Below are 22,858 nucleotides of genomic sequence, written 5' to 3' on the forward strand. Positions count from 1 at the left end.
TTTCCGGACTCTGAATCGGGCATCATTCAGCAGCATGTACCGGCATCCGACTCGCGGGGGGTGGTGGCATGGCACCAGAATGCCATCAGACTCTCCGGGTGTTGGTGCTGGTCGATGGACGGTAAAAGACGCGAAGTCCACAAAACCCAACAAAAAACCCCGCTTTCGCGGGGTTCTTTGGATTTTCCGGGACGTTCCGGAACAATGAATTGGTGCCCAGAAGAGGACTCGAACCTCCACTCCCTTGCGAGAACTACGACCTGAACGTAGCGCGTCTACCAATTCCGCCATCTGGGCTTGCAGGCCGATTTAGGGGGTGTGCGAAGCCCTGTCAATGACCGTATGTGCCTGAAGTGACAATTAATCCGCAGAGCAGTGAAAATTCTTCACCAAGCGCGCGCCCACCGCTGATTTTCGCGTCGGAGCGGCCATAGCGCCCGTGCTGAGGCGGACGCTGCTGCCTGGCTAAATCGACTTGCAAAGCTGCAGTCTGTTCGCGCCCTGGCGTGTCGCACTTGCTACTTCCCTGCACCGGGCGGTGCGCGTTATGGAAGTAAAATGAACCATGCGCCCGCTGCATTGATGCCTGTGCCCGGTCCCGCCGCGCCGCCGGTTTCGGAGGCCCGTCGGGGCGGGTTGCTGGTGTTCGGCGCGGCCATGGCCTGGAGTTTTGGTGGCGCCATTGCCCGTGGACTCGAAATCACCGATCCATGGGCGATCATCGCCTGGCGCGATTTCTTCGCCACGTTGTTGCTGATGGGGTTCATGCTCTGGCGCGACGGCCCCGCGGGCACGATGCGGCTGTTCCGTTCCATGGGCCTGCCGGGGCTCGGCGTGGCCTTCTGCGTGGCCATAGCCACCACCTCCTTTGTGGTGGCGCTCGGCTACACCACGGTCGCCAACATCCTGTTGATGCAGGCCGGTGTGCCACTGATCGCCGCTCTGCTTGGCGTGGTGTTCTTGCGCGAGGCGGTGGACGCTGTCACCTGGGCGGCGATCCTGATGGTTATTGCCGGGATTTCCGTCATGGTCTCGGATTCCTTTGGCACCAACATTTCCTTCATCGGCGATGGTTTGGCGCTGACAATTGCGGTCGTTTTTGCTGCCGCCACCGTCATCACCCGGCGCTATTCGGGGGTGCGGATGACGCCGGCCGCCTGCCTCGGCATCATGGTCGGTGGTTTTGTAGCCTTCCTGTTGTCGTCGGGGATGCGTGTCGGCCTAGCCGACCTGGGGCTGCTGGTGCTGTTCGGGGCGCTCACCCTGGGGCTTGGCATGGCCATGTTCGTCACCGGTGCGCGGCTGATCCCCTCGGCGCTGGCGGCGCTGATTTCCACCATGGAGCCGGCCTTCGGACCGGTCTGGGTCTGGCTCATCCATGGTGAAGTGCCGGCACCACGCACCCTTGTTGGCGGCGTCGTGGTGTTTCTGGCACTGGTGGGCCATATTCTTTGGCAGTGGCACCGTAGCCGCCGCACCGCGCTGCCGTTGCCCAACTGAGTGGGCAGCCATCCAACAGAATGACGCCGGCTTTACGCCGGCGCTCGTTTTTCAGTCGCTGATTTTCAGCGCTTCGATGAAGGCTTCCTGCGGAATGTCGACCTTGCCGAACTGCCGCATCCGCTTCTTGCCGGCCTTTTGCTTGTCCAGGAGCTTGCGCTTGCGGGTGGCATCGCCGCCATAGCACTTCGCAGTCACGTCCTTGCGCATGGCCGAGATGGTCTCGCGCGCCACTACCTTGCCTCCGATGGCGGCCTGGATCGGGATCTTGAACATGTGCCGCGGGATCAGTTCCTTGAGCTTTTCGCACATCACCCGGCCGCGTTTTTCAGCAGCTGATCTGTGCACCAGCATCGACAGCGCATCCACAGGCTCGTCATTGACCAGGATCGACATCCTGACCAGATCGCCTTCCTGGTGGCCGGTGATCTGGTAGTCGAAGCTGGCATAGCCCTTGGAGATCGATTTCAGCCGGTCGTAAAAATCGAACACCACTTCGTTGAGCGGCAGTTGATATGTCACCATCGCCCGCTTGCCGACATAGGACAGGTCGGTCTGGATGCCGCGGCGATCCTGGCAAAGCTTCAGGATCGTGCCAAGATGCTCGTCCGGGGTCAGGATGGTTGCCTTGATCCACGGCTCCTCGATGCTCTTGATCTTGACCACGTCCGGCATGTCGGCCGGGTTGTGCAGTTCCACAACATCGCCATTGGTCATGTTGAGCCGGTAGATCACCGACGGCGCTGTGGCGATCAGGTCGAGATTGAACTCGCGCTCGAGCCGCTCCTGGATGATTTCCAGGTGCAAGAGCCCGAGAAAGCCGCAGCGGAAACCAAAACCGAGCGCTGCGGATGTTTCCATTTCGAACGAGAACGAGGCATCGTTGAGCCTGAGCTTGCCCATGGCCGCGCGAAGTTCTTCAAAATCTGCGGCATCGACAGGGAACAGGCCACAGAACACCACCGGCTGCGCCGGTTTGAAGCCGGGCAGGGCTTTCGCCGTTGGCCGCTTGTCTTCGGTGATGGTATCGCCGACGCGGGTGTCGGCCACTTCCTTGATCGAGGCGGTAATGAAACCGATCTCGCCCGGTCCGAGCGAGTCTGTGGCCACCAGCTTGGGGGTGATGACGCCGATCCGCTCGACCGTGTAGCGGGCGTCGGTGCCCATCAGCCGGATCTGCTGGCCCTTTTTCATTTCACCGTCGATGATCCGCACCAGCACGATGACGCCGAGATAGGTGTCATACCAGCTGTCGACCAGCATTGCCTTGAGCGGATCCTTGACGGTCCCGCCCTTGGGCGCGGGCAGGCGCGTAACGATGGCTTCGAGTACATCGGGTATGCCGATGCCGGTCTTGGCCGAAATCATCACCGCGTCGGAGGCGTCCAGCCCGATGACCTCTTCGATCTGCTCCTTGATCCGGTCGGGCTCGGCCGCCGGCAGGTCGATCTTGTTGAGCACCGGCACGATTTCGTGGTCGGCATCAAGCGCCGCATAAACATTGGCGAGCGTCTGCGCCTCGACCCCTTGGCTGGCGTCAACCACCAGCAGCGAACCTTCGCAGGCTCTCAGCGATCGCGACACTTCATAGGCAAAGTCGACATGGCCCGGCGTGTCGATCAGGTTCAGCACATACATCTCGCCGTCCTTGGCAGTATAGTGCAGCCGGACCGTTTGGGCCTTGATGGTGATGCCGCGCTCTTTCTCGATATCCATGGAATCGAGAACCTGTTTGCTCATCTCCCGGTCGGCGAGACCGCCGCAGGTCTGGATCAGCCGGTCGGCGAGCGTTGATTTACCGTGATCGATGTGCGCAACGATCGAAAAATTGCGAATGTGGGAAAGTGGCGTGTTTGTCATAGGCGCGATGTAGCAGGACCGGCGAAAAAGGCAATCGCTCATAGTAAAGAGCAATAGTACTTCTGTCGTTTCGCGAACCCATCCTGGCGACATTGGAACGGATCGCCTTCGTATCACCGATCCGGTGTATGCCAGTCCGGTTCCGGCATGCCGCGGCGGCGCAGGCGCAACAACAGCCCGACCGTAACACCTGCGCCAATCGCGACAGTCAGGTCGGCGAGCACGGTGAGCGCCAGTGTCATCAGCAGCAGCAACATATCTGACCGGCGGCCCTTGAGCCGCTCGGCGAAATGTTGTGGTTCGGCCATGTTCCAGGCTGTCAGCACCAGCACTGCGGCCAGCGCCGGCAAGGCCAGCAGCCCGGCGAGCGGTGCCGCCAGCACCATGAACGCCAGCAGGAAAAGTGCGTGCGCGATACCGGCAACAGGCGTCTTGGCACCGGCGCGGATACTGGTAGCGGTACGGGCGATGGCACCGGTGGCAGGCAACCCCGCAAACAGCGCCGACACGCAATTGGCCGCGCCCTGCGCCACGATCTCGGTGTTGGAGCGATGCGCGGTTCCCGCCATCCGGTCGGCGACCAGCGCCGAAAGCAGCGATTCGATACCGGCCAGGAAGGCGATGATCAGCGCCGAGGGTAACAGTTCGACAATCCGGTCGAGACTGACCGTGGGCAGACCCGGCATGGGAAAATGCGACTGGATCGCGCCAAAACGACCGGCAATCGTCTCGACGTCGAGCCCGAATATTGCCACCGCACCCGATGTCAGCGCCACCGCGACGACTAGACCCGGCAATTTCGGCGCCGCCCGCCTGAACGCCACGATCAGCACCAGTGTCACAAGCCCGACCAGCGCGCTCTGGAGTGAAAACGTATCCCTAATCTGCCACAATACCTCGAGTTTGGGCAGAAAATCGGCGGGCATCTTCTTGTCCGCGCTTAAGCCGAGGAAGTCGGCGATCTGGCTGGTGGCGATGATCACCGCAATACCGATGGTAAAACCATTGATGACGGGTTCGGGTACATGCCGGATCAGCCGGCCGGCACGGAGCACGCCGGCGATGATAAGGATCAAGCCGGCCATGAAGGTCGCCAGTACCAGACCGTCATAGCCGTGCTCGGCAATCACCGAATAGACGACAACGATAAAGGCGCCGGTCGGACCGCCGATCTGCACCCGGCTGCCCCCGAGCAGTGAAATCACCAACCCGCCGATGATCGCCGTGATAATGCCGGCGCCGGGATTGGCGCCCGAAGCAATGGCTATCGCCATCGCCAGCGGCAGCGCCACCATTGCCACGGTAAGGCCCGCCCCCAGGTCGGCCATGAAGGTCGGCATGTTGTAGCCACGGAGCGTGGTCAGCAGCTTGGGGCTGAAAATATGGTTGCGTCCATCGTCCTCGGGTGGAACGTTGGTGTTCTGTGTCATGGGGGACCCTCTTGCAGGAGCGCCACTTTCAAACTTTGACTACATACTTGTCAATTCCCCTGCGGAGGAATTTCTTGCGCCTTGGTGCTGATGCGCGTTTCGGCCGCGGTTGCCGGCTTGGTCGAGCCCCAGGTGATGCGCTTGTAGTCGAAACCGTATTCCAGCGTCGGCTTGACCACCCGGAAATAGGGCGAAAGATCGAAATCTCGTGGCGCATACAGCGAATGGTGGCGGATGTGGAGGATTTCCCGACGGGAGAATTCCGATTCCGCATGCGGCCGCCCCGGCGCCAGCGTGACCTCGGGCAGGATCGGGTATTGGATTTCCTGAAAGGCCTGGGCGATCATCGACGAACAGATTGCCCGTGTCGGGTCTCCGGAGCCGAAGGCCAGCATGCGCCTGCGCCAACGCACCGGCACCGGCGGGGTCGGAAGGAAATAGCGCAGCAGGTCGAAGATATGTTTCATGTCGTAGCGCACGCCAAGTCGCTCGACCATGTGGGAAACGATTGCCGCGCGGTCGTCCGGCGTCAAACCCACAGGCCGGCAGATCCGGGTGTTGAAACGGGTGTATTTCGACAGCGGCACGGCGACGCAGCCCTCGCCGAGATTGACCTCGATGAGCTGCGGGACCTCGCCTTCACCATTGCTGGACGCGAGCACGTCGCCAACATAGAGCGCCGCATGCGACCAGGTCGACTGGGTCAGGTACTTGATCGCCGCAGAGATCTTCTGGTTGCCTTCCACCAGCAGCACGTCGCCCGGTTCAAGCGTCCGCGACAGGGTCGCAGGATCGGACGGCGTGTAGGGCTCGTAACCTTCATTGGTTGATTGCAATCGCCGCGCCAGGAACCGTCCCAGCCGGTCAGCGACCGTTTCAGTTATTTGCCGTGCTTCAGTCATGCTGCAACACTTGACCCGGGCGTCTGTCGGGATCAACCCGGCAATAGTCAACTTTCCGTTTATCCCGGCTTGAAAAGCGGCTTCTCTATCAGTAGTTTAGAACGGTTCTAATAAAAGGATTCCTCATGCTGTCCCGTATCACCGGATTCAACCGTCGCCCCTTCAGCTCGTTGAGCGAGCAGGAGATCCTGGCCCTGGCGATTTCCTCGGAGGAGGACGATGCGCGGATCTATCTCGCCTATGCGGATCATTTGCGCGACGATTACCCGCAATCGGCAAAGGTGTTTGAGGAGATGGCGGCGGAGGAGGGCGAGCACCGGGCCCGCCTGATCGAGCAGCACAAGGCGCGATTCGGCGAGCGCATTCCGCTGATCCGCCGCGAACATGTGCGTGGCTATTATGAACGCAAGCCTGATTGGCTGGTCGAGAACCAATCCATCGACAAGGTCCGTCAGACGGCCGAAGACATGGAAGCCCAAGCCCATAATTTCTATCTCGCAGCCGCCAGCCGCACGGCCGATGCCGACACCCGCAAATTGCTCGGCGATCTGGCGCTGGCGGAAAAGAGCCACCAATCGCTGGCCCGCCGGCTGGGCCTCGAGCACACACCCGAGGACGTCAAGGCGGAAGAAGAGGCCACGTCGCGCCGCAAGTTTATCCTCACTTATGTCCAGCCCGGCCTGGCTGGGTTGATGGATGGATCGGTGTCGACCCTGGCGCCGATCTTTGCCACGGCCTTCGCCACCGGCGATACCTGGACCACGTTTCTGGTCGGCCTTTCGGCTTCGATCGGTGCTGGCATTTCCATGGGCTTTACCGAAGCCGCCCATGATGATGGCGTCATCTCCGGTCGCGGCTCGCCGCTCAAGCGTGGTCTGGCCTCGGGCATCATGACGGCAATCGGCGGCCTGGGCCACGCGCTTCCCTATCTGATCCCCGACTTTACCGTTGCCACGACTGTGGCCATCGCGGTCGTGTTCGTCGAGCTCTGGGTCATCGCCTGGATTCAGAACCACTGGATGGATACGCCCTGGAGCCGGGCGATCTTCCAGGTGGTGCTCGGCGGAGCACTGGTGTTTGCCGCCGGCCTGCTGATCGGCAATGCGTAAGCTGCGTCAACTAAAGAAAACCGCTGAAGTGCAGGGGCTGCGAAGCGGAACATCGGGACTGCCGGCAAATCCGGCTGCTTTTGGGGGTGGTATGCTGGTTTGAATTAGGATTCAGTGTGACCACGACACAAATCCCGAAATCCGACATTTTGCGCCGCGTAAGCGCAACCGATTGAGTTGCCAAGTACGGGGCTGTGTGCCATTGAGCGGGGCGCCAAGAATCTGCTATTGGCAGTAAAACGACAAGCGGGAAGAGACAATAAGCATGATCGGTAAGTTGATCCACTGGCTTGCCGCGAGAGATCGGCGCACCAAGCAATCCATCCTCGTCGGGTGCGATTTCATCCTGTTTGCCTGTGCAGTGTGGTTTGGGTATTCCATTCGCTTCAACGGTTTGTACAGTCCGGATATTACGCAGGTTCTTCTCATCCTTGCGGCGCCTGCTATCGGCATTCCTATCATGTCTGCCTTCGGCCTTTATACCTCGGTCACCCGGTATGTCGGCGAACATGCACTGTGGACGATTTTCAAGGCGGTGGGTGTAACAGCAGTGGTGTGGACGGCCGTGGCCTTCCTGGTTCGGCTTGAAGGCTCGACGGCCGTGCCGAAAACGGTGCTTGTGCTGTTCTGGTTGCTGTCGCTGTTGCTGGTGGCCGGATTTCGCTACACGTCCCGCTGGTTGATCCTTGAGTTCACCCGCGAACCGACTCCACAACGCAATATCCTTGTCTACGGCGCTGGTGATGCTGGACGCCAGATCGCTGCAACGCTGAAGCAAAGCAGCTACCGAATTACCATTTTTCAGGTAGATGACGATGCCACTTTGTGGGGCGCCACCATCGGCGGCATCAAGATCAGAAATCCTGCTGAGCTCGAGACTCTGGTCAACCGGCACGACATCAATGAAGCGATCGTGACCATGCGAAGCGCCAACACAGCCCGCCGGGCTGAGGTGGTCGAGCTATTGAGTGGGCTTGGCCTCAGGGTTCGCATCCTTCCTGCCTTTGTCGATATTGCTGATGGCAAACACACCGTCGACCTGATCCGCGATGTCGAGATTGGTGATCTTCTCGGCCGAGATGCGGTGCCGCCCGAACCCGGCTTGATGGCGATGAATACTCGCGGCAAATGCGTTCTGGTGACCGGCGCTGGCGGCTCGATCGGCTCGGAACTTTGTCGCCAGCTCAGCGCTGTAGGTGTTTCTAGGCTGATCATGATGGATTCGAGCGAGTTTGCGCTCTACCAGATTGACCGTGAGCTCGCGCGGCAGACCGGTTTCGAAAAAGTCCCGGTTCTGGGCTCCGTCGCGGACGCTGCACTGATGCGCCGGGTGATGCACGAAAACAAGGTCCATACGGTGTTTCATGCCGCCGCTTACAAACATGTGCCGCTGGTGGAGGCTAACCCGTTTGTAGGCGTCAAGAACAATGCTTTCGGCACCTATGCAGTGGCTTCGGCAGCATTCGAAAGCGAGGTCGAGGTGTTTGTCCTGATCTCGACAGACAAGGCAGTCCGGCCGTCGAGCGTCATGGGGGCGTCGAAACGTCTGGCTGAGCTGATTGTTCAGGATTTCGCCGAAAAGGCACGACAGAAAAACAGCGACAAGGTCTTCTGCGCTGTCCGCTTCGGGAATGTAATCGGGTCCAGCGGTTCGGTCATTCCGCTGTTCAAGGAACAGATCCGTAAGGGCGGGCCGATCACCTTGACCCATGCTGAAACAACACGCTATTTCATGTCCATCGAAGAGGCTGCGCAACTGGTCATTCAGGCAGGCAGCCTAGCACGCCGCAATGACGAATCTGGCGATTTCCCCGGCCGGATCTTCCTTCTCGATATGGGGCAGCCGGTCCGGATCAAGGATCTGGCGGTCAAGATGGTGCAGCTGTCAAACCTGACGGTGTGCGATGAAATCAACCCCAATGGTGATATCGTCATCCAAGAGGTTGGCTTGCGCCCCGGCGAAAAACTGCATGAAGAGCTGTTTTTTTCGGTTGAGACGGCGTTGTCGACATCACACCAGAAGATTTCGGTCGCCGCGGAATCCGCGCCTGAAGGCCTTGATATCGAGCAGATGTACCAGGAACTCAAGCAACTGACCTCTGCTGAGGACCATGCCGGCCTGATGTCGTTCCTGCATCGCGTCGCCGGAATGGGCGTTAAAAGCGAATAAGTATCCCGACCTGGACCTTTAGGGCAATGGAAGTCAGATAGATGTGGTGGGGTGTCGTTCCGAAGACAGTCATCGGCGCTTTCCCTGTTCCGGGAGCACAAAATTGCGCGGTGATGTAGTATGAGAACATGGCTGATCGGGGACGGGATCTGGTGAAAGTCCTCTCATGGTACGGCTGTACAAGGCTGGTCGGAGCCAGTGCGCGGGCGGCATGGTGAGCGATTCTTCCCGCCGTGTGGAGCCGATGACGCTGCTGATTGGCGTCTCGATGACCATTGGCTACGGCACGCTGTATTATCCCTTTGCCATTCTCGGCCGCGAGATCGCGCGCGATATGGGCTGGAGCAACAGCTTCGTGTTCGGCTTGTTCTCCGCCGCTCTGTTGAGCAGTGCGATCACTGCCTCCTTCATCGGCCGGGCGATGGACCGGTTCGGCGCACGACCGGTCATGGTGCTTGGATCGATTCTGGCTGGTGCGACCCTGGTCAACCTGTCGCTGGTGCAGTCGGTGGTGGGCATGGCTATTGCCATGCCGCTGATCGAGGTCGCCGCCCGGATGACCCAATATGAAACCGGTTTTGCAGCCCTCGTCGCCATCCATGGCCGTCAGTCCCGCCGCCCCATCGCCCACGTCACCCTGGTGGCAGGCTTTGCTTCCACCGTGTTCTGGCCATTGATCCACTGGCTGCTCGGTTTCATGGATTGGCGCGGCGTCTGCTTGGTGCTGTCCGCGGTCAATCTCCTGGTGGCATTGCCGATTCACCTGATGGTGCCGCGCGGTCCGCGACGGGCAACCGATCAGCCCGTGCCTCAGCCGGCACCGCGCGAACCCGGTCTGCTGCTGCCGGGCAATCGCCGCACCTCCTTTGTGCTGATGTCGATTGCCTTTGCTGGCGGGAGTTTTCTGATGTCGGCAGTCCACACATCGTTTTTCGTCATCCTCGACCAGCTTGGCCGTGAGGCTGCGCTGGCAGCCCTCGCCGGGGCGATCATCGGGCCGATGCAGGTAATGGCCCGGCTGATCGAGATGCTGACCGGTGAGCGGGTGGCTTCATCCGTTGTCGGAGTGTTTTCCAGCACCATGATGTTGCTGGGTCTCGGTCTTCTGATCTCGGCGCTGTGGATAGATGGTCCCATCATTGTGATCGTCTTTGCCGCCAGTTTCGGTGTCGGCCAGGGGCTCAGCTTCATTGCCCGCGCGATCCTGCCGGCGCGGCTTTTTGGCACCGACGGCTACGGCGCGATTACCGGCAAGCTCGCTACCGTCCGGCTTTTCGCAATGGCAGGGGCGCCGGTGTGCACAGCGCTGGCCATTGCCCATACAGGCGTCGCGGCCACATTGGGGCTGCTTTCACTGGTTGCTGTGATGACGGTCGTTGCGTCCTGGGGCTTACTCCGGATCGAATCGAAGGCGGCAGCGGGCCATTCCGTCGTCCCGACGGCCGCCTGATGCGCAATCTGGCTTGAAGCTTCCTGATCGCGCTGCCATGTCTGTGGGGTGGGATAGCGGATCTTGACCGGATGTCGGGCTGCTTCAGCGCAGCGCGCCAACCAGAACCTCAGAACCGTTCTCGATGGTCACCCAGCGGCCGGAATTGTTGGAGGCCTGGCGCTTGAGGTAGCGGTAGGGGGTATCGTGCCAGTTCTTGATCCGGTCCTCGAGATTGTCGAGCACAAAATCGCCTTCGGAGGTTCTCAGCGTCAGCACCGCATGGCCTTCGCCATCGGGCTTGCGAACCACCGTGATCAGCAGGTCGGCCGCCGAGAATCCACGCTCCATCAACATGTAGCGCTTGAGCAGCACATAGTCCTCGCAATCCCCGGCAATGTCGGGATAGGCCCAGACCTCTTCCTTGCCGAACAATTCCAGATCGGTCTTCGGCATTACCGAGAAGTTGACGGCGCGGTTGATCTCCTCAACCACCTCCCAGCCATAATCTGTGACCTTCGGCGCCGCGCCTGATCCCTTGACCGGTTTGCACTCGGAGGCATGCAGCTTGCAAAACTCGTAATGACCGATCGGCTGCGACGTCACCCGGCCGGTCTGCATCGACAGATTGGACGCGAAGGTTCCGGCCGGCAAGGCCAGCAACACCCCTGAGGCAATCAATATCGCCCTGATTATTCCCGGTCCGCAAAACATTGCCGGTTTACTCCACACTGTCCAACTTCGTTAACAAAGAGTTAAGAACGGTTGGAGCAAGGAGTCAATTCCGAGGCTGACGTCATCTCGCTATATGGTTACCGGTGGGAAGGCCCAGGCGCGCTGCCCCGACAATGCCGTCGACACCGTCGGCCGGAACCGGGCAGGCAGGCCGGTCAGACCCGGGGCGCGATCCCGTCTGCGGCGGCCAGGATTCGGGCGATGTCTTCGTCGCGCGACAACCGGTGATCGCCGTCGCGGATCAATGTCAGCGTTACATTGTCTGACGGTAGATGCTCAATCAGCTTGAGCGCGTGCCGCCACGGAACGTCCGGATCGGCCATACCCTGGATGATGTGCACCGGCGCGCCAGTCTCGATCAGGCCGTCGAGCACCCGGTTCTTGCGACCGTCCTCGAACAGCTCCCGGGTAAAGATGTTGGGGTCAGGGCCATAGGGCGTAGGCTCTTCATAATAGCCGTCCCGCTCGAGCGCCTGGCGTTGCGCCTCGGTCAGTTCCGGTTCCATAAGTTCCAGCGTGAAATCCGGCGCCGGCGCGATCAACACCAGTCCCGCGACCCGATTATGGACGCCGCGTCGTGCCAGTTCCTGGACCATTCTCAACGCAATCCAGCCCCCCATCGATGAACCGATCAGGATCTGCGGACCTGAACTGAGTTGGTCGAACACGGCCAGGCTTTCCTCCAGCCAGCGCGATATCGTGCCTTCGCGAAAACTGCCGCCGGAGGCGCCGTGGCCGGAATAGTCAAACCGCAAGCACGCGCGCCCCTGCTGGCCGGCATTAACGCACAGAGCCTCCGCCTTCGAGCCAGTCATGTCCGAACGGTAGCCGCCAAGCCAGACAAAGCCGGGCAATCCGGCGCCAGCAGTGGTGGCCTCGCGCGTCAGCGCAGCGATCGTTCGGGCGTCGTCGCCCGTGCCCACAATCAGTTCTTTCCTATTGGTTTCGGCCATATCCGCCCTGCTCCCATGTCTGGATCTGGTACCCTTTTACAAGATTCGCCGTTACGCGAACTTCCCTGTGGTGATTTTTTCGCAAAGCCGTGCTATTGACACCGGCTTGCTGATCACGACATTGCGCGCGAGAACAAACTGCTTGCGCCCGCGATCAGCGGAACCCGACGAGTTAATCAGGAGACCAAAGCCATTCGCAGACCTTTTAGAGCGCCGCCCACAACCAATGATGGCCCCCGCGCTAACCAGAATATCCGGACCCCGACGGTCCAGCTCATTGATGCCGAAGGCCAGAACCATGGCGTCGTGCCGACCGAACAGGCATTGGCCATGGCCGAAGAGGATGGCCTCGATCTTGTCGAGATCAACTCCGCTGGTGATGTGCCGGTGTGCAAGATCGTTGACTTGGGTAAGCTGAAATACGCTTCGCAGAAAAAAGCCTCCGAAGCGCGCAAGAAGCAGAAGACCGTTGAGGTCAAGGAAATCAAGATGCGCCCCAACATCGACACCCATGATTATGAGGTGAAGATGCGTGCCATGAACCGTTTCTTTGACGAGGGTGACAAGGTCAAGGTCACTTTGCGTTTCCGCGGCCGAGAAATGGCGCATATGGAACTGGGCATGAAATTGCTCCAGAAGGTCAAGGACGACACGATCGAAATCGCCAAGGTCGAAGCTGAGCCCAAGCTCGAAGGCCGGCAGATGATGATGGTGCTGGCGCCGAAATAACGTCGGCTCGCGCGCAGATAAAGACCGGACCGGCGTGTGCCGGGACCGGTTTCTGCTTTTCTACGACCGAATCGGTCAGACCCCGTTGCTCTTTTTCCTGACGGGGGCTATAAGGCGCGCGTTCAAACCGACCGGCAGGGCATGCCGAGGCGGTTTCCATCGCTCGACGCAAACGGGGTCTTCGTCCTTTGCGTCTCACCCAACAAGAAGATGGCCCAGCGGCGTCACGACGATGCCCGAAGGCCTGGCAAGGAGTAGCGAAATGCCCAAGATGAAGACGAAATCGTCTGCCAAGAAGCGGTTCAAGATTACGGCAACCGGCAAGGTTATGGCCGCCGCCGCCGGCAAACGTCATGGCATGATCAAACGGTCCAACAAGTTCATTCGCGACGCTCGCGGCACCATGGTCCTCTCGGATCCTGACGCCAAGATCGTCAAGAAGTTTCTTCCCAACGGCCTGTAAGCAGAGCCGGGACCACCGAATTTAAGGAGATCATGATATGGCACGCGTAAAACGGGGCGTTACGTCCCACGCAAAACACAAGAAGGTTCTGAAGAAAGCCAAGGGCTTTTACGGACGCCGCAAGAATACCATCCGCGCCGCGAAGGCCGCAGTCGACAAGTCGATGCAGTATGCCTACCGCGACCGCAAGGTCCGCAAGCGGAATTTCCGCGCTCTCTGGATCCAGCGCATCAACGCCGCTGTTCGCGAGCAGGGCCTGACCTATGGTCGCTTCATCGACGGCTTGACCAAGGCTGGCATCGAGGTTGACCGCAAGGTGCTTTCCGACATGGCGATCCATGACGCGGAAGCATTCGGTGTGCTCATCGAAGCTTCCAAGAAGGCGCTTGAGTATCTCAAGGAATCGACGCCGAACGAATTTGAAAGCGCTGTCGCCTAAGCCAGCGTTTTCCCGAAAGCAGAATTTGAATTTTGGGATCCCGCGCTGGCATGGCTGGCGCGGGATTTTTCGTGTTTTGGAGTAGTCATGGGTGATGGCGCACATACAGACGGGACTATTCCCGAGGATGAGCTTGTAGCCATCCTGCATGCTGTCGCACAATCGCCCGATTTCAGGGTCAGGGCGGTGGAGGTCGCCGGGCAGCGGGTCTGGATCAAGCGTTACGACACCGAGCCTCTGGCCTTGGCAAAACGCCTTCACGGATTTGTCTCGCCGCTGCTGTTGCCGACCTTTTTACGTAACAGTGCGCCCGCTATCGGCCCCGCAGGAGTTGCGCGGGAAAGCGCGAAAATTGCAAGATTCCGCGCCGCCGGATTGCGTACGCCGGCAATTCTGTACCAAAACGGTTCGCTGATGATCCAGTCCGATGTGGCCCCGACCCTTTGGGAGCGCGTGGCTGACTTGGATGCACCGTCGCAACGGCACATGCTTTTCAAAGCGTTCGAAGCGCTTGGCGAGGTGCATCGGGCAGGTCTCGTACACGGCCGTCCGCATTTGCGGGATATGTCGCTTGGTGGCGATGAGGTTTGCTTCTTTGATTTCGAGGAAGAACCGGAAGCGGTGATGCCATCTGCGGAAGCCCAGGCCCGTGATCTGGTTCTGCTGATGTTGCCCGTTACTGCCCTGGAACCGGATATCGAGACACAGCGCGACTGTTTGCAGGCATGGATGAAGGGAGCGCCTGTCGCTGCCATCAGGTCATTGATCCGGATGCTGCGCTTTTGCGGGCCGGTGATCTGGATACTGAGGGTGGTGCCCGCTTCGCTGCAAGGCAGCGATTTGAGGCGATTTATTGCCGGGTCACGGTTTCTCGTGGCTTCGATATCGGATATGGACAGCGTCATTGCCAAGCGAGAGCAAGGCGCCGGATTAAACGGATGACTTCATGAGCCAGTACCAGACACTTGAAACCGCCATCATGACCGAGATCACAGCCAGCGCCGATGAGGCGTCTATCGAGGCCGTGCGCGTGTCGGCTCTCGGCAAGAAGGGCTCGGTGTCCGAATTGCTCAAGGGCTTGGGCAAGATGTCAGCCGAGGAGCGCCAGGAAGCGGGTCCGGCTATCAACGGGCTCAAGGCGCGCATTGCCGGCGCCATTGCAGCCCGCAAGGCCGAGCTTCGGGACGCCGCCATCATCGAGCGGCTTGCACGCGAAACTGTCGATGTCAGCCTGCCGGTGCGTACGTCACCTGCCGAGCGTGGCCGCATTCATCCGATCAGCCAGGTGGTCGACGAGATCACCGCCATCTTTGCCGATATGGGCTTTGCCATTGCCGAAGGTCCCGATATCGAGACCGATCACTACAATTTCACGGCGCTGAATTTCCCGGACGGCCATCCGGCCCGGGAAATGCACGACACCTTTTTCCTAGAACCCGACGATAACGGCGAACGCAAGGTTCTGCGCACCCACACCTCGCCGGTTCAGATCCGGACCATGGAATCGCAGAAGCCGCCGATCCGCATCGTCATTCCGGGCAAGACCTACCGGCAGGATTCCGACGCCACCCATTCGCCGATGTTTCATCAGGTCGAGGGGCTGGTGATCGACAAGACCGCCAATGTCGGCCATCTGCGCTGGGTTTTGGAAGAATTCTGCAAGAGTTTCTTCGAAGTCGACAACGTGGTGATGCGTTTCCGGCCGTCCTTCTTCCCGTTCACCGAGCCTTCGTTCGAGGTCGATATCCAGTGCGACCGCACCTCGGGTCCGATCGTAAAGTTTGGCGAGGGAACCGACTGGATGGAAATCCTCGGCTGCGGCATGATGCATCCCAACGTGCTGCGCGCCGGCGGGCTTGATCCGGACGAGTATCAGGGCTTTGCCTGGGGCATGGGCCTCGATCGCATCGCAATGCTCAAATACGGCATGCCCGACTTGCGGGATTTCTTCAACGCCGATGTCCGCTGGACCAGCCACTACGGCTTCCGCCCGCTGGACATGCCGACATTGTTCGGCGGCTTGAGCGCGTAATCCACCAACCAAAAGATCGGCAAGCCAAATGGCAACCCTGGAAACCAAATCTGATGCCGACATCGACCAGTGGATCACGAACCATGAGCGTGCCGGCAAGACCCGTGCGCCCTTGTTTCAAGAGTTGATAGTTGAGCGAAACCGGCGCCATGGACGGGGCCTGGACATAACAACGTCAATAGCGGCGATGACCAAATCCGCCAGGGAAAACCGGTATATCAGCTATGGTAATCTGGCTGCCTCCAATGGGCTGACCTGGACCAAGGCGCGGCCATTGATGAACGGCAGCCACGGTCACCTGGACGATCTTCTCGCCTATTGCCATTCCCACGAAATGCCTCTTCTCACTGCCATAGTGGTTGGAAAAAATCATCTCGACACCGGTGACATGGACGAGGACACCATTGAAGGGTTTGTTGCCGGTATCCGGCGGCTTGGGGTTTCCGTTGCTGATCCGGTTGAGTTCTTGAAACAATGCCAGAGCGATTGTTTCGAATGGGCGGCAAAGCAGCCTGATGTTCCTGATGCTGCCACCGATGCGGTCGAAGAATAACGGTCCGAGGAAAATAGAATGAAATTCACACTCTCCTGGCTCAAGGATTACCTTGAAACCGACGCCACCCTCGACCAGATCTGCGAGCGCCTGACGGCGATCGGGCTCGAGGTCGAGGATGTTGATGACAAGGCAGCATACCAGCCCTTCACCATCGCCAAGGTCATTTCCGCCGAGCAGCACCCCAACGCCGACAAGCTGCGCGTGCTGATGGTCGACAAGGGCGACGGCAAGCCGGTGCAGATCGTCTGCGGCGCCCCCAATGCTCGCGCCGGCCTGATCGGCGCGCTGGCCGAGCCCGGCACCTATGTCCCCGGCATCGACGTGACGCTTTCCGTCGGCAATATCCGCGGCGTCGAAAGCCACGGCATGATGTGCTCGGAAAAAGAACTCGACATGTCCGACAGCCATGACGGCATCATCGATCTGCCCGAAGATGCGCCGGTCGGCACGCCGTTCGCATCCTACGCTGGCCTTGATGATCCGGTCATCGAGATCAACCTGACGCCGAACCGTCCCGATTGCACCTCGATCTTCGGCATTGCCCGTGATCTGGCCGCCTCCGGTCTCGGCACCCTCAAGCAGCCGAAAGCCCCTGAATTCAAGGTGGAAGGCGAGACGACGCAGAATGTGAAAATCATTCTCGACGACGAGAGCCTTTGCCCCGGTTTTGCCTGGCGTCTGGTGCGCGGTGTGAAGAACGGCCCGAGCCCGAAATGGATGCAGAAACGTCTGCTGGCAATCGGTCTTCGCCCGATCTCGGCGCTGGTTGATGTCACCAACTACATGACCTTCGATCAGGGCCGACCGATGCATGTCTTCGATGCTGACAAGGTCAAGGGCGAGCTGGTGGTGCGTCGCGCCCAGGAAGGCGAGGAGATCCTCGCGCTCGACGCCCGTACCTACAAGCTCAATCCCGCCAATGTCGTGATTGCCGATGACAATGGCCCCGAATCCATCGGTGGCATCATGGGCGGCGAGCATTCAGGCTGCGACGAGAACACCACCAATGTGTTGATCGAATCCGCTCTCTGGGACCCGATCAACATCGCCAAGACCGGCCGCAACCAGGGCATCATCACCGATGCCCGCTACCGTTTCGAGCGTGGCGTCGACCCGGAATACATGGTGCCTGGTCTCGAGCGCACCACAGAACTGGTGCTCGACATGTGCGGCGGCACCGCGACCGAAGCCCGGGTGACCGGCTACAAGGGGCATGACAAGAAGATCGTCGATTTCCCGTTCTCCGAAGTCAAACGCCTGACAGGTCTCACCGTGTCCAACGACGAGTCGCGCGCGATTCTCTCAGGCCTCGGCTTTGAAGTCTCCGGCACCGGCGAGAAGGTCAAGGTCGCCGTCCCGTCCTGGCGTCCGGATATCGATGGCAAGGCCGATCTGGTCGAAGAAGTCATGCGCATCTTCGGCGTCGACAAGATCACGCCCGAACCGATGGTGCCGACAGGCTCGGTCAATGGCAAGATCCTGACCACGATCCAGATCCGCACCCGCTCCGCCAAGCGCGCTCTTGCGGCGCGCGGCATGATGGAAGCGGTGACCTGGTCGTTCATCTCGGCGGATCAGGCCAAGCTGTTTGGCGGCGGCAGCCGTGCGCTGAAGCTGGTCAACCCGATCGCTGCCGACATGTCCGACATGCGGCCCTCGCTGCTGCCGGGTCTGCTGCTGGCTGCCCGGCGCAATGCTGACCGTGGCTATGGTGATGTGGCGCTGTTCGAGGTCTCCGGCACCTATGAAAACGACACGCCCGAAGGCCAGCGCCGTGTAGCCGGCGGCATCCGTCGCGGCACCGCTGCCATGACCGGTTCCGGCCGTCACTGGGATGGCGCTGCCAAGCCGGTTGGGGTGTTTGACGCCAAGGCCGATGCGATTGCAGCGCTTGAAGCGTGCGGCGCGCCGGTCGACCGGCTGTCCTTCGAGCGCGGTGCGCCGGACTGGTATCATCCGGGCCGCTCCGGTCTGATCAAGCTCGGTCCGAAAACCGTGCTCGGCCATTTCGGCGAATTTCACCCCAATACGCTTGATGAACTGGATGTCTCCGGCCCGCTGTGCGGTTTCGAGGTGTTCGTTGATGCCATTCCTGAACCCAAGCGCAAGGCCACCCGCACCAAGCCGGTGCTGTCGCTCTCGGCATTCCAGGCCGTGCGCCGCGATTTTGCCTTTGTGGTCGACAGTGATGTTCCTGCGACCACGCTGGTACGTGCCGCCCAGGGTGCCGACAAGGCGCTGATTTTCGGCGTCAACGTATTTGACCTGTTTGAAGGCCCGTCGCTTGGCGAAGGCAAGAAATCGCTCGCCATCGAGATCACAATCCAACCGAAGGACCGTACGCTGACCGAGGAGGATCTCGACAGACTGGCCAAGGCGGTCATCGCCAATGTGGAGAAATCTTCGGGCGGTGTGCTCAGAGGGTAACTTGCCAACGGGGCGGCCTGGAGCCGGCCGCTCCGATCGGTTGCGGTCGATCACCTCGAAGCTCCAATAAAAACGGGGTCCTGATCGATCAAATAGGCTGGCGCACTTGCCGAAGTGGTCTGTGAGATTGCATGCTGCGCGTCGACAAGATCAAGCGCCGGAGCGTAATGCGTATCATGAACCCCATTCTCAATTCCGACAGCTACAAATACTCGCATTTCGCCCAGTATCCGCCGGAAACGGCGGCGATTTCGGCTTACATCGAGGCGCGTCCCGGCGGCAAGCACGACCATGTGCTGTTCTTCGGCCTGCAGATGTTTCTCAAGGACTATCTCTCCCGCAAGATCACCATGGCCGGTGTCGACGAGGCCGAGGAGATGATCACCACCCACGGCTTGCCGTTTCACCGCGAGGGTTTCGAAAAGATCGTCACCCGCCACAACGGCCATTTCCCGCTGCTGATCGAGGCGCTGCCCGAAGGCATGGTTGCCCCCACCGGCACACCGCTGGTGCAGGTCAGAAACACCGATCCGGATTTCTTCTGGCTGCCGACTTTCATCGAAACCGCATTGCTGCGTGCCGTCTGGTATCCTTCCACCGTCGCCACGGTCTCGCACGGCGCGCGGGCCATCATTTCGGCATCGCTTGAGCGCACCTGCGACATACCCGATGAGGTGCTGCCGTTCCGCCTGCATGATTTTGGCGCCCGTGGCACCACATCGCTGGAACAGGCTGGCATCGGCGGCGTCGCCCATCTGGTCAATTTTCTCGGCACCGACACCGTAAGCGCACTGGTCTATGCCCGGCGCTTCTATCACGAGCAGATGGCGGGCTTTTCGATTCCTGCCGCCGAGCATTCAACCATGACCAGTTGGGGCGAGGACCGCGAGACCGAGGCCTACCGCAACATGCTCACCCAGTTCGCCGGACCGGGCAAGATGGTGGCTGTCGTGTCCGATTCCTATGATCTGTATCGCGCGGTGAAAAACATCTGGGGCGAGGAACTCAAGGCCGAGGTCGAGGCCTCCGGTGGCACCTTGGTGGTGCGGCCTGATTCCGGCGACGCCACACGGGTACCGGTCGATACCGTGCAGATGCTGGGCGAGATTTTCGGCTTCACGCTCAACACCAAGGGTTACAAGGTGCTTAACCCCGCAGTCCGCGTCATTCAGGGCGACGGGGTTACGCCGGAAACCATCCGCCTCATTCTCGGCCGGCTCGAGGACAAGGGCTGGTCGGCTGAAAACATCGCCTTCGGCATGGGGGCCGGGCTGTTGCAGAAGGTCAACCGCGACACGCTGCGCTTTGCCATGAAAGCCAATGCGCGGCAGGATGACGATGGTGTCTGGCACGGCATCAACAAGAACCCCAAAACCGATCCCGGCAAGGCTTCCAAGCGCTACCGCCAGGCGGTGGTGATGGAGGCCGGCCGCCCGCTTGGAGTAGCGCTCAAGGACATCGGCGAGCGTGAAAACCTGCTGCAGCCGGTTTGGCGCGATGGCGAATTGCTGGTCGACTGGACCTTTGCTGAAATCCGCGCCCGCGCCGCAGTGGCAGGCTGACCGGCAGGCCGGTATGTCAGACTGAACGAACTCGAAGGGAGACGCCGAGATGTTTCGATGGGGAATTATGTCGACTGCCAAGATCGGTCGCGAACAGGTTATTCCGCAATTGCTGGATTCCGAAAACGGCGTCGTCAGCGCTATTGCCAGCCGCGACCATGGCCGCGCAAGGGCACTTGCCGATCGCTTTGGTGTTCCGCATGCGTTTGCGTCCTACGAGGAGCTTCTCGCCTCTCCGGAAATCGATGGCGTCTACATCCCGTTGCCGACATCGCAGCATATCGAGTGGGCGATCAAGGCAGCCGAAGCCGGCAAGCATGTGCTGTGCGAAAAACCGATCTCGCTTCACGCGGATGAAATCGCACCGCTGATCAAGGCCCGCGACGCCAACAATGTGCTCGTCTGCGAAGCCTTCATGGTCACCTATCACCCACAATGGAAAAAGGTGCGCGAGCTTCTGGCCGCCGGCGCGGTGGGACGCTTGCGCCATGTCCAGGGCGCTTTCAGCTATTTCAACAAGGACCCGCAGAACATGCGCAACCAGCCCGAACTGGGCGGTGGCGGATTGCCCGATATCGGGGTCTATGTGGCGGTGTCGACCCGGTTCTCGACCGGAGCCGAGCCGGTCAGACTGCAGGCGACGGTGGAGCGCGATGCCGATTTCGGCACCGATATCTATGCCAGCGTGAAAGCCGATTTCGGCGATTTCGACCTGACATTCTACGTATCAACCCAGATGGCGGCGCGGCAACTGATGGTTTTCCATGGTGACGAGGGCTATCTGGAAGTGACCGCCCCGTTCAACGCCGGCGATTTCGGCAATCCCGAGGTGGCGCTCTACAGTCGTAATCATGATCGCGCCGAAGTCTTCCGATTTCCCGGTGTGCGCCAGTACCGGCTGCAGGCCGAGGCCTTTGTCCGCAAGGTCGGTGGCAGCGATGACGAGGTCTTCACCCTCGAGCAATCCGTGCTCAACCAGAAGCTCATCGATGCCGCCTATCGTGCGGCCGACCATGACGGTTGGGAGAAGGTGTAGCGCGCTTCCTGGCGCACGAGTTTGGCCGGTCCGGCTCAGGGGTGCGGCCCGAACACGAAGCGCGAATAGCCCAGATAGGAAAACACCGTCGCCGAGCCTGATCCGAGGATTAGGGCCAGATAGGGCGATACATCCGGCAGCAACAGCAGGCAGGCCGAATAGACCGCGTAATTGAGCAGCGCCGAGACGAGGCCGACGCTGCCATAGCGCGCGCCCTCAACGCTCACGCGTCGGTGCGAGGCACCAAAGGTGAAGGTTCGGTTGATCATGTAGGTGCACAGCATCGCCGCAGTGATTGCCAGCACCCGGGCGCTGAACGGATCCAGCAGCGAAAAATGCAGAAACAGCCAGAGCACGCCGACATCAACCGCAAAACCCAGCGCGCCAGCGAAAAGAAAGAAGGTGACTTTTCTCATGAAGCCAGTTTTCGGCTCGTATCATCGGTTGAACCCGTGTCGGTCCCGGTAGTCCGGCGCCGGCTCGACGCGTCTGCATTGCGGCCATCATCACGGGGTGTCGACAGCAACATATACTGAAAACGCTTTTGTTCCACCCGGCCTCGCGCCACCGAATCGAGAATGACGCCACCAGAGAAGATCATCAGCGACATCATCAGCAGCCCCACGGCGAGCATCCATGTCGGCATCCGCGTCACCAGACCGGTGAGGAAATACTCATTGAGCACGGGCACCATCAACACCATCGACATGCCAAGCGTGGCCAGGCTGAGATAGCTGAAAAACGTGAACGGCCTGGTTTCCTTCATCAGCATGGCGAACATCCAGAGGATTTTCGCACCATCCTTGAAGGTCGACAGTTTGGATTCCGAGCCTTCCGGTCGGCGGCCGTAATCGAGCTGAAGTTCGGCCACCGGCAGCTTCAGCACCGAGGCATGTACGCTCATCTCGGTTTCAATCTCGAAACCGCCGGAAACCGCCGGAAAGCTCTTGGCGAAACGGCGCGAAAATGCCCGGTAGCCTGAGAAGATGTCGGAAAAATCATTTCCGAAAATCGACTTGTACAATGTGTTGAAAATCGAGTTGCCAAAGGCATGACCCCGGCGGCCGGCGTCATCGGTAACCCCGCGCCGTGTGCCCACCACCATGTCGCAGCCTTCGGTCAGCAGGGTGCGGATCAGGTCCGGTCCATCGGCGGGCGCATAGGTTCCATCGCCATCGGCCATCAGGTAGATATCGGCCTCGATGTCGGAAAACATCCGCCGCACCACATGCCCCTTGCCCTGGCGCCGCTCGCGCACCACCGTGGCTCCGGCGAGTGCTGCGCGCAGGGCGGTCTGGTCCTTGGAATTGTTGTCATAGACATAGATCCGCGCCGTCGGCAGCGCCGCGCGGAAGCCGGCGACGACATCGCCGATCGTTTCGGCTTCGTTGTAGCAGGGCAACAATACCGCAATTTCGAGGCTTTCAAACACAGCGTCAGTCATGGGGATCCCCGTAAAGTGTCGGCGCGTACGCCTGTGGCTTTACTATTTCTTGAGAAGGTTAAGGCTAGGTTGAACAAGTTCT

General features: G+C 60.1%; 21 protein-coding genes and 1 tRNA gene. 13 read left to right on the forward strand and 9 right to left on the reverse strand.

Translation table 11 applies throughout. The features are described from left to right. Positions 1 to 210: 210 nt before the first annotated feature. Positions 211 to 297, reverse strand: a tRNA-Leu gene (locus ACK6D9_RS04850). A gap of 261 nt (positions 298 to 558) precedes the next feature. Here ACK6D9_RS04850 and ACK6D9_RS04855 point away from each other — a divergent pair. After that, positions 559 to 1,500 (forward strand): DMT family transporter, encoded by a 942-nt coding sequence (locus tag ACK6D9_RS04855; protein ID WP_412050846.1) that lies wholly within the window; start codon positions 559 to 561, stop codon positions 1,498 to 1,500. A gap of 51 nt (positions 1,501 to 1,551) precedes the next feature. On the opposite strand, the gene lepA is transcribed toward ACK6D9_RS04855, so the two are convergent. The 3 genes from lepA to ACK6D9_RS04870 form a co-directional block, all read right to left on the reverse strand. Continuing rightward, on the reverse strand, positions 1,552 to 3,360 hold the full coding sequence (lepA, locus tag ACK6D9_RS04860) for a translation elongation factor 4 (RefSeq protein WP_267654895.1): 1,809 nt from the start codon (positions 3,358 to 3,360) through the stop codon (positions 1,552 to 1,554). Positions 3,361 to 3,473: 113 nt separating this feature from the next. Further along, positions 3,474 to 4,790 carry a SulP family inorganic anion transporter gene (locus tag ACK6D9_RS04865; protein WP_412050847.1) on the reverse strand — a complete coding sequence of 439 codons (1,317 nt, stop codon included), beginning with the start codon at positions 4,788 to 4,790 and terminating at the stop codon, positions 3,474 to 3,476. A gap of 50 nt (positions 4,791 to 4,840) precedes the next feature. Further along, a complete protein-coding gene (locus ACK6D9_RS04870; RefSeq protein ID WP_412050848.1) occupies positions 4,841 to 5,692 on the reverse strand; it encodes a lipo-like protein in 852 nt (283 codons plus the stop codon). Positions 5,693 to 5,817: 125 nt separating this feature from the next. On the opposite strand from ACK6D9_RS04870, the gene mbfA reads away from it, so the two are divergent. The 3 genes from mbfA to ACK6D9_RS04885 all read left to right on the forward strand — a co-directional run bounded on the left by mbfA (position 5,818) and on the right by ACK6D9_RS04885 (position 10,421). Beyond that, a complete protein-coding gene (mbfA, locus tag ACK6D9_RS04875) occupies positions 5,818 to 6,801 on the forward strand; it encodes an iron exporter MbfA (RefSeq protein WP_412050849.1) in 984 nt (327 codons plus the stop codon). A gap of 460 nt (positions 6,802 to 7,261) precedes the next feature. Then, positions 7,262 to 8,971: a polysaccharide biosynthesis protein gene (locus tag ACK6D9_RS04880; RefSeq protein WP_412050850.1), complete on the forward strand. Its 1,710-nt coding sequence runs from the start codon at positions 7,262 to 7,264 to the stop codon at positions 8,969 to 8,971. Positions 8,972 to 9,137: 166 nt separating this feature from the next. Continuing rightward, a complete protein-coding gene (locus tag ACK6D9_RS04885) occupies positions 9,138 to 10,421 on the forward strand; it encodes an MFS transporter (RefSeq protein ID WP_412050851.1) in 1,284 nt (427 codons plus the stop codon). An 84-nt stretch (positions 10,422 to 10,505) separates the two neighbouring features. Here ACK6D9_RS04885 and ACK6D9_RS04890 read toward each other — a convergent pair whose 3' ends face one another. The 3 genes from ACK6D9_RS04890 to ACK6D9_RS04900 all read right to left on the reverse strand — a co-directional run bounded on the left by ACK6D9_RS04890 (position 10,506) and on the right by ACK6D9_RS04900 (position 12,388). Further along, positions 10,506 to 11,114, reverse strand: a complete 609-nt coding sequence (locus tag ACK6D9_RS04890) for a transglutaminase-like cysteine peptidase (protein ID WP_412050852.1) — start codon at positions 11,112 to 11,114, stop codon at positions 10,506 to 10,508. A 176-nt stretch (positions 11,115 to 11,290) separates the two neighbouring features. Next, positions 11,291 to 12,088, reverse strand: coding sequence for an alpha/beta hydrolase (locus ACK6D9_RS04895; protein ID WP_412050853.1), 798 nt, complete (start codon positions 12,086 to 12,088; stop codon positions 11,291 to 11,293). Positions 12,089 to 12,139: 51 nt separating this feature from the next. Further along, complete coding sequence (locus ACK6D9_RS04900) at positions 12,140 to 12,388, reverse strand: hypothetical protein (RefSeq protein WP_412050854.1); 249 nt, start codon at positions 12,386 to 12,388, stop codon at positions 12,140 to 12,142. On the opposite strand from ACK6D9_RS04900, the gene infC reads away from it, so the two are divergent. The 9 genes from infC (at position 12,281) to ACK6D9_RS04945 (ending at position 21,332) form a co-directional block, all read left to right on the forward strand. Further along, entirely contained in the window at positions 12,281 to 12,817 is a 537-nt protein-coding gene (gene infC, locus ACK6D9_RS04905; protein ID WP_322989694.1) for a translation initiation factor IF-3, read from the forward strand. The two genes, ACK6D9_RS04900 and infC, sit on opposite strands and share 108 nt — an antisense overlap. 262 nt (positions 12,818 to 13,079) lie before the next feature. Beyond that, the gene (gene rpmI / locus ACK6D9_RS04910; protein WP_045647687.1) at positions 13,080 to 13,280 is read left to right on the forward strand and encodes a 50S ribosomal protein L35; all 201 of its coding nucleotides are present in this window, start codon (positions 13,080 to 13,082) and stop codon (positions 13,278 to 13,280) included. Between the two features lie 37 nt (positions 13,281 to 13,317). Next, complete coding sequence (rplT, locus tag ACK6D9_RS04915; RefSeq protein ID WP_412050855.1) at positions 13,318 to 13,719, forward strand: 50S ribosomal protein L20; 402 nt, start codon at positions 13,318 to 13,320, stop codon at positions 13,717 to 13,719. An 87-nt stretch (positions 13,720 to 13,806) separates the two neighbouring features. Further along, complete coding sequence (locus ACK6D9_RS04920) at positions 13,807 to 14,661, forward strand: serine/threonine protein phosphatase (protein WP_412050856.1); 855 nt, start codon at positions 13,807 to 13,809, stop codon at positions 14,659 to 14,661. A 4-nt stretch (positions 14,662 to 14,665) separates the two neighbouring features. Then, positions 14,666 to 15,751: a phenylalanine--tRNA ligase subunit alpha gene (pheS, locus tag ACK6D9_RS04925; protein ID WP_412050857.1), complete on the forward strand. Its 1,086-nt coding sequence runs from the start codon at positions 14,666 to 14,668 to the stop codon at positions 15,749 to 15,751. Positions 15,752 to 15,779: 28 nt separating this feature from the next. After that, on the forward strand, positions 15,780 to 16,304 hold the full coding sequence (locus tag ACK6D9_RS04930) for a hypothetical protein (RefSeq protein ID WP_412050858.1): 525 nt from the start codon (positions 15,780 to 15,782) through the stop codon (positions 16,302 to 16,304). An 18-nt stretch (positions 16,305 to 16,322) separates the two neighbouring features. Next, complete coding sequence (gene pheT / locus ACK6D9_RS04935) at positions 16,323 to 18,734, forward strand: phenylalanine--tRNA ligase subunit beta (RefSeq protein WP_412050859.1); 2,412 nt, start codon at positions 16,323 to 16,325, stop codon at positions 18,732 to 18,734. A gap of 176 nt (positions 18,735 to 18,910) precedes the next feature. Next, positions 18,911 to 20,296, forward strand: a complete 1,386-nt coding sequence (locus tag ACK6D9_RS04940) for a nicotinate phosphoribosyltransferase (protein ID WP_412050860.1) — start codon at positions 18,911 to 18,913, stop codon at positions 20,294 to 20,296. 49 nt (positions 20,297 to 20,345) lie between these two features. Continuing rightward, a complete protein-coding gene (locus ACK6D9_RS04945; RefSeq protein WP_412050861.1) occupies positions 20,346 to 21,332 on the forward strand; it encodes a Gfo/Idh/MocA family protein in 987 nt (328 codons plus the stop codon). 35 nt (positions 21,333 to 21,367) lie between these two features. Here ACK6D9_RS04945 and ACK6D9_RS04950 read toward each other — a convergent pair whose 3' ends face one another. After that, positions 21,368 to 21,748, reverse strand: coding sequence for a GtrA family protein (locus ACK6D9_RS04950; RefSeq protein WP_412050862.1), 381 nt, complete (start codon positions 21,746 to 21,748; stop codon positions 21,368 to 21,370). Beyond that, positions 21,745 to 22,776 carry a glycosyltransferase gene (locus ACK6D9_RS04955; RefSeq protein ID WP_322988881.1) on the reverse strand — a complete coding sequence of 344 codons (1,032 nt, stop codon included), beginning with the start codon at positions 22,774 to 22,776 and terminating at the stop codon, positions 21,745 to 21,747. Before ACK6D9_RS04955 ends, ACK6D9_RS04950 begins: the two co-directional genes overlap by 4 nt. Positions 22,777 to 22,858 lie beyond the last annotated feature (82 nt).

It is taken from the genome of Hoeflea sp. Naph1 (assembly GCF_046837775.1).
Classification (GTDB): domain Bacteria; phylum Pseudomonadota; class Alphaproteobacteria; order Rhizobiales; family Rhizobiaceae; genus Hoeflea.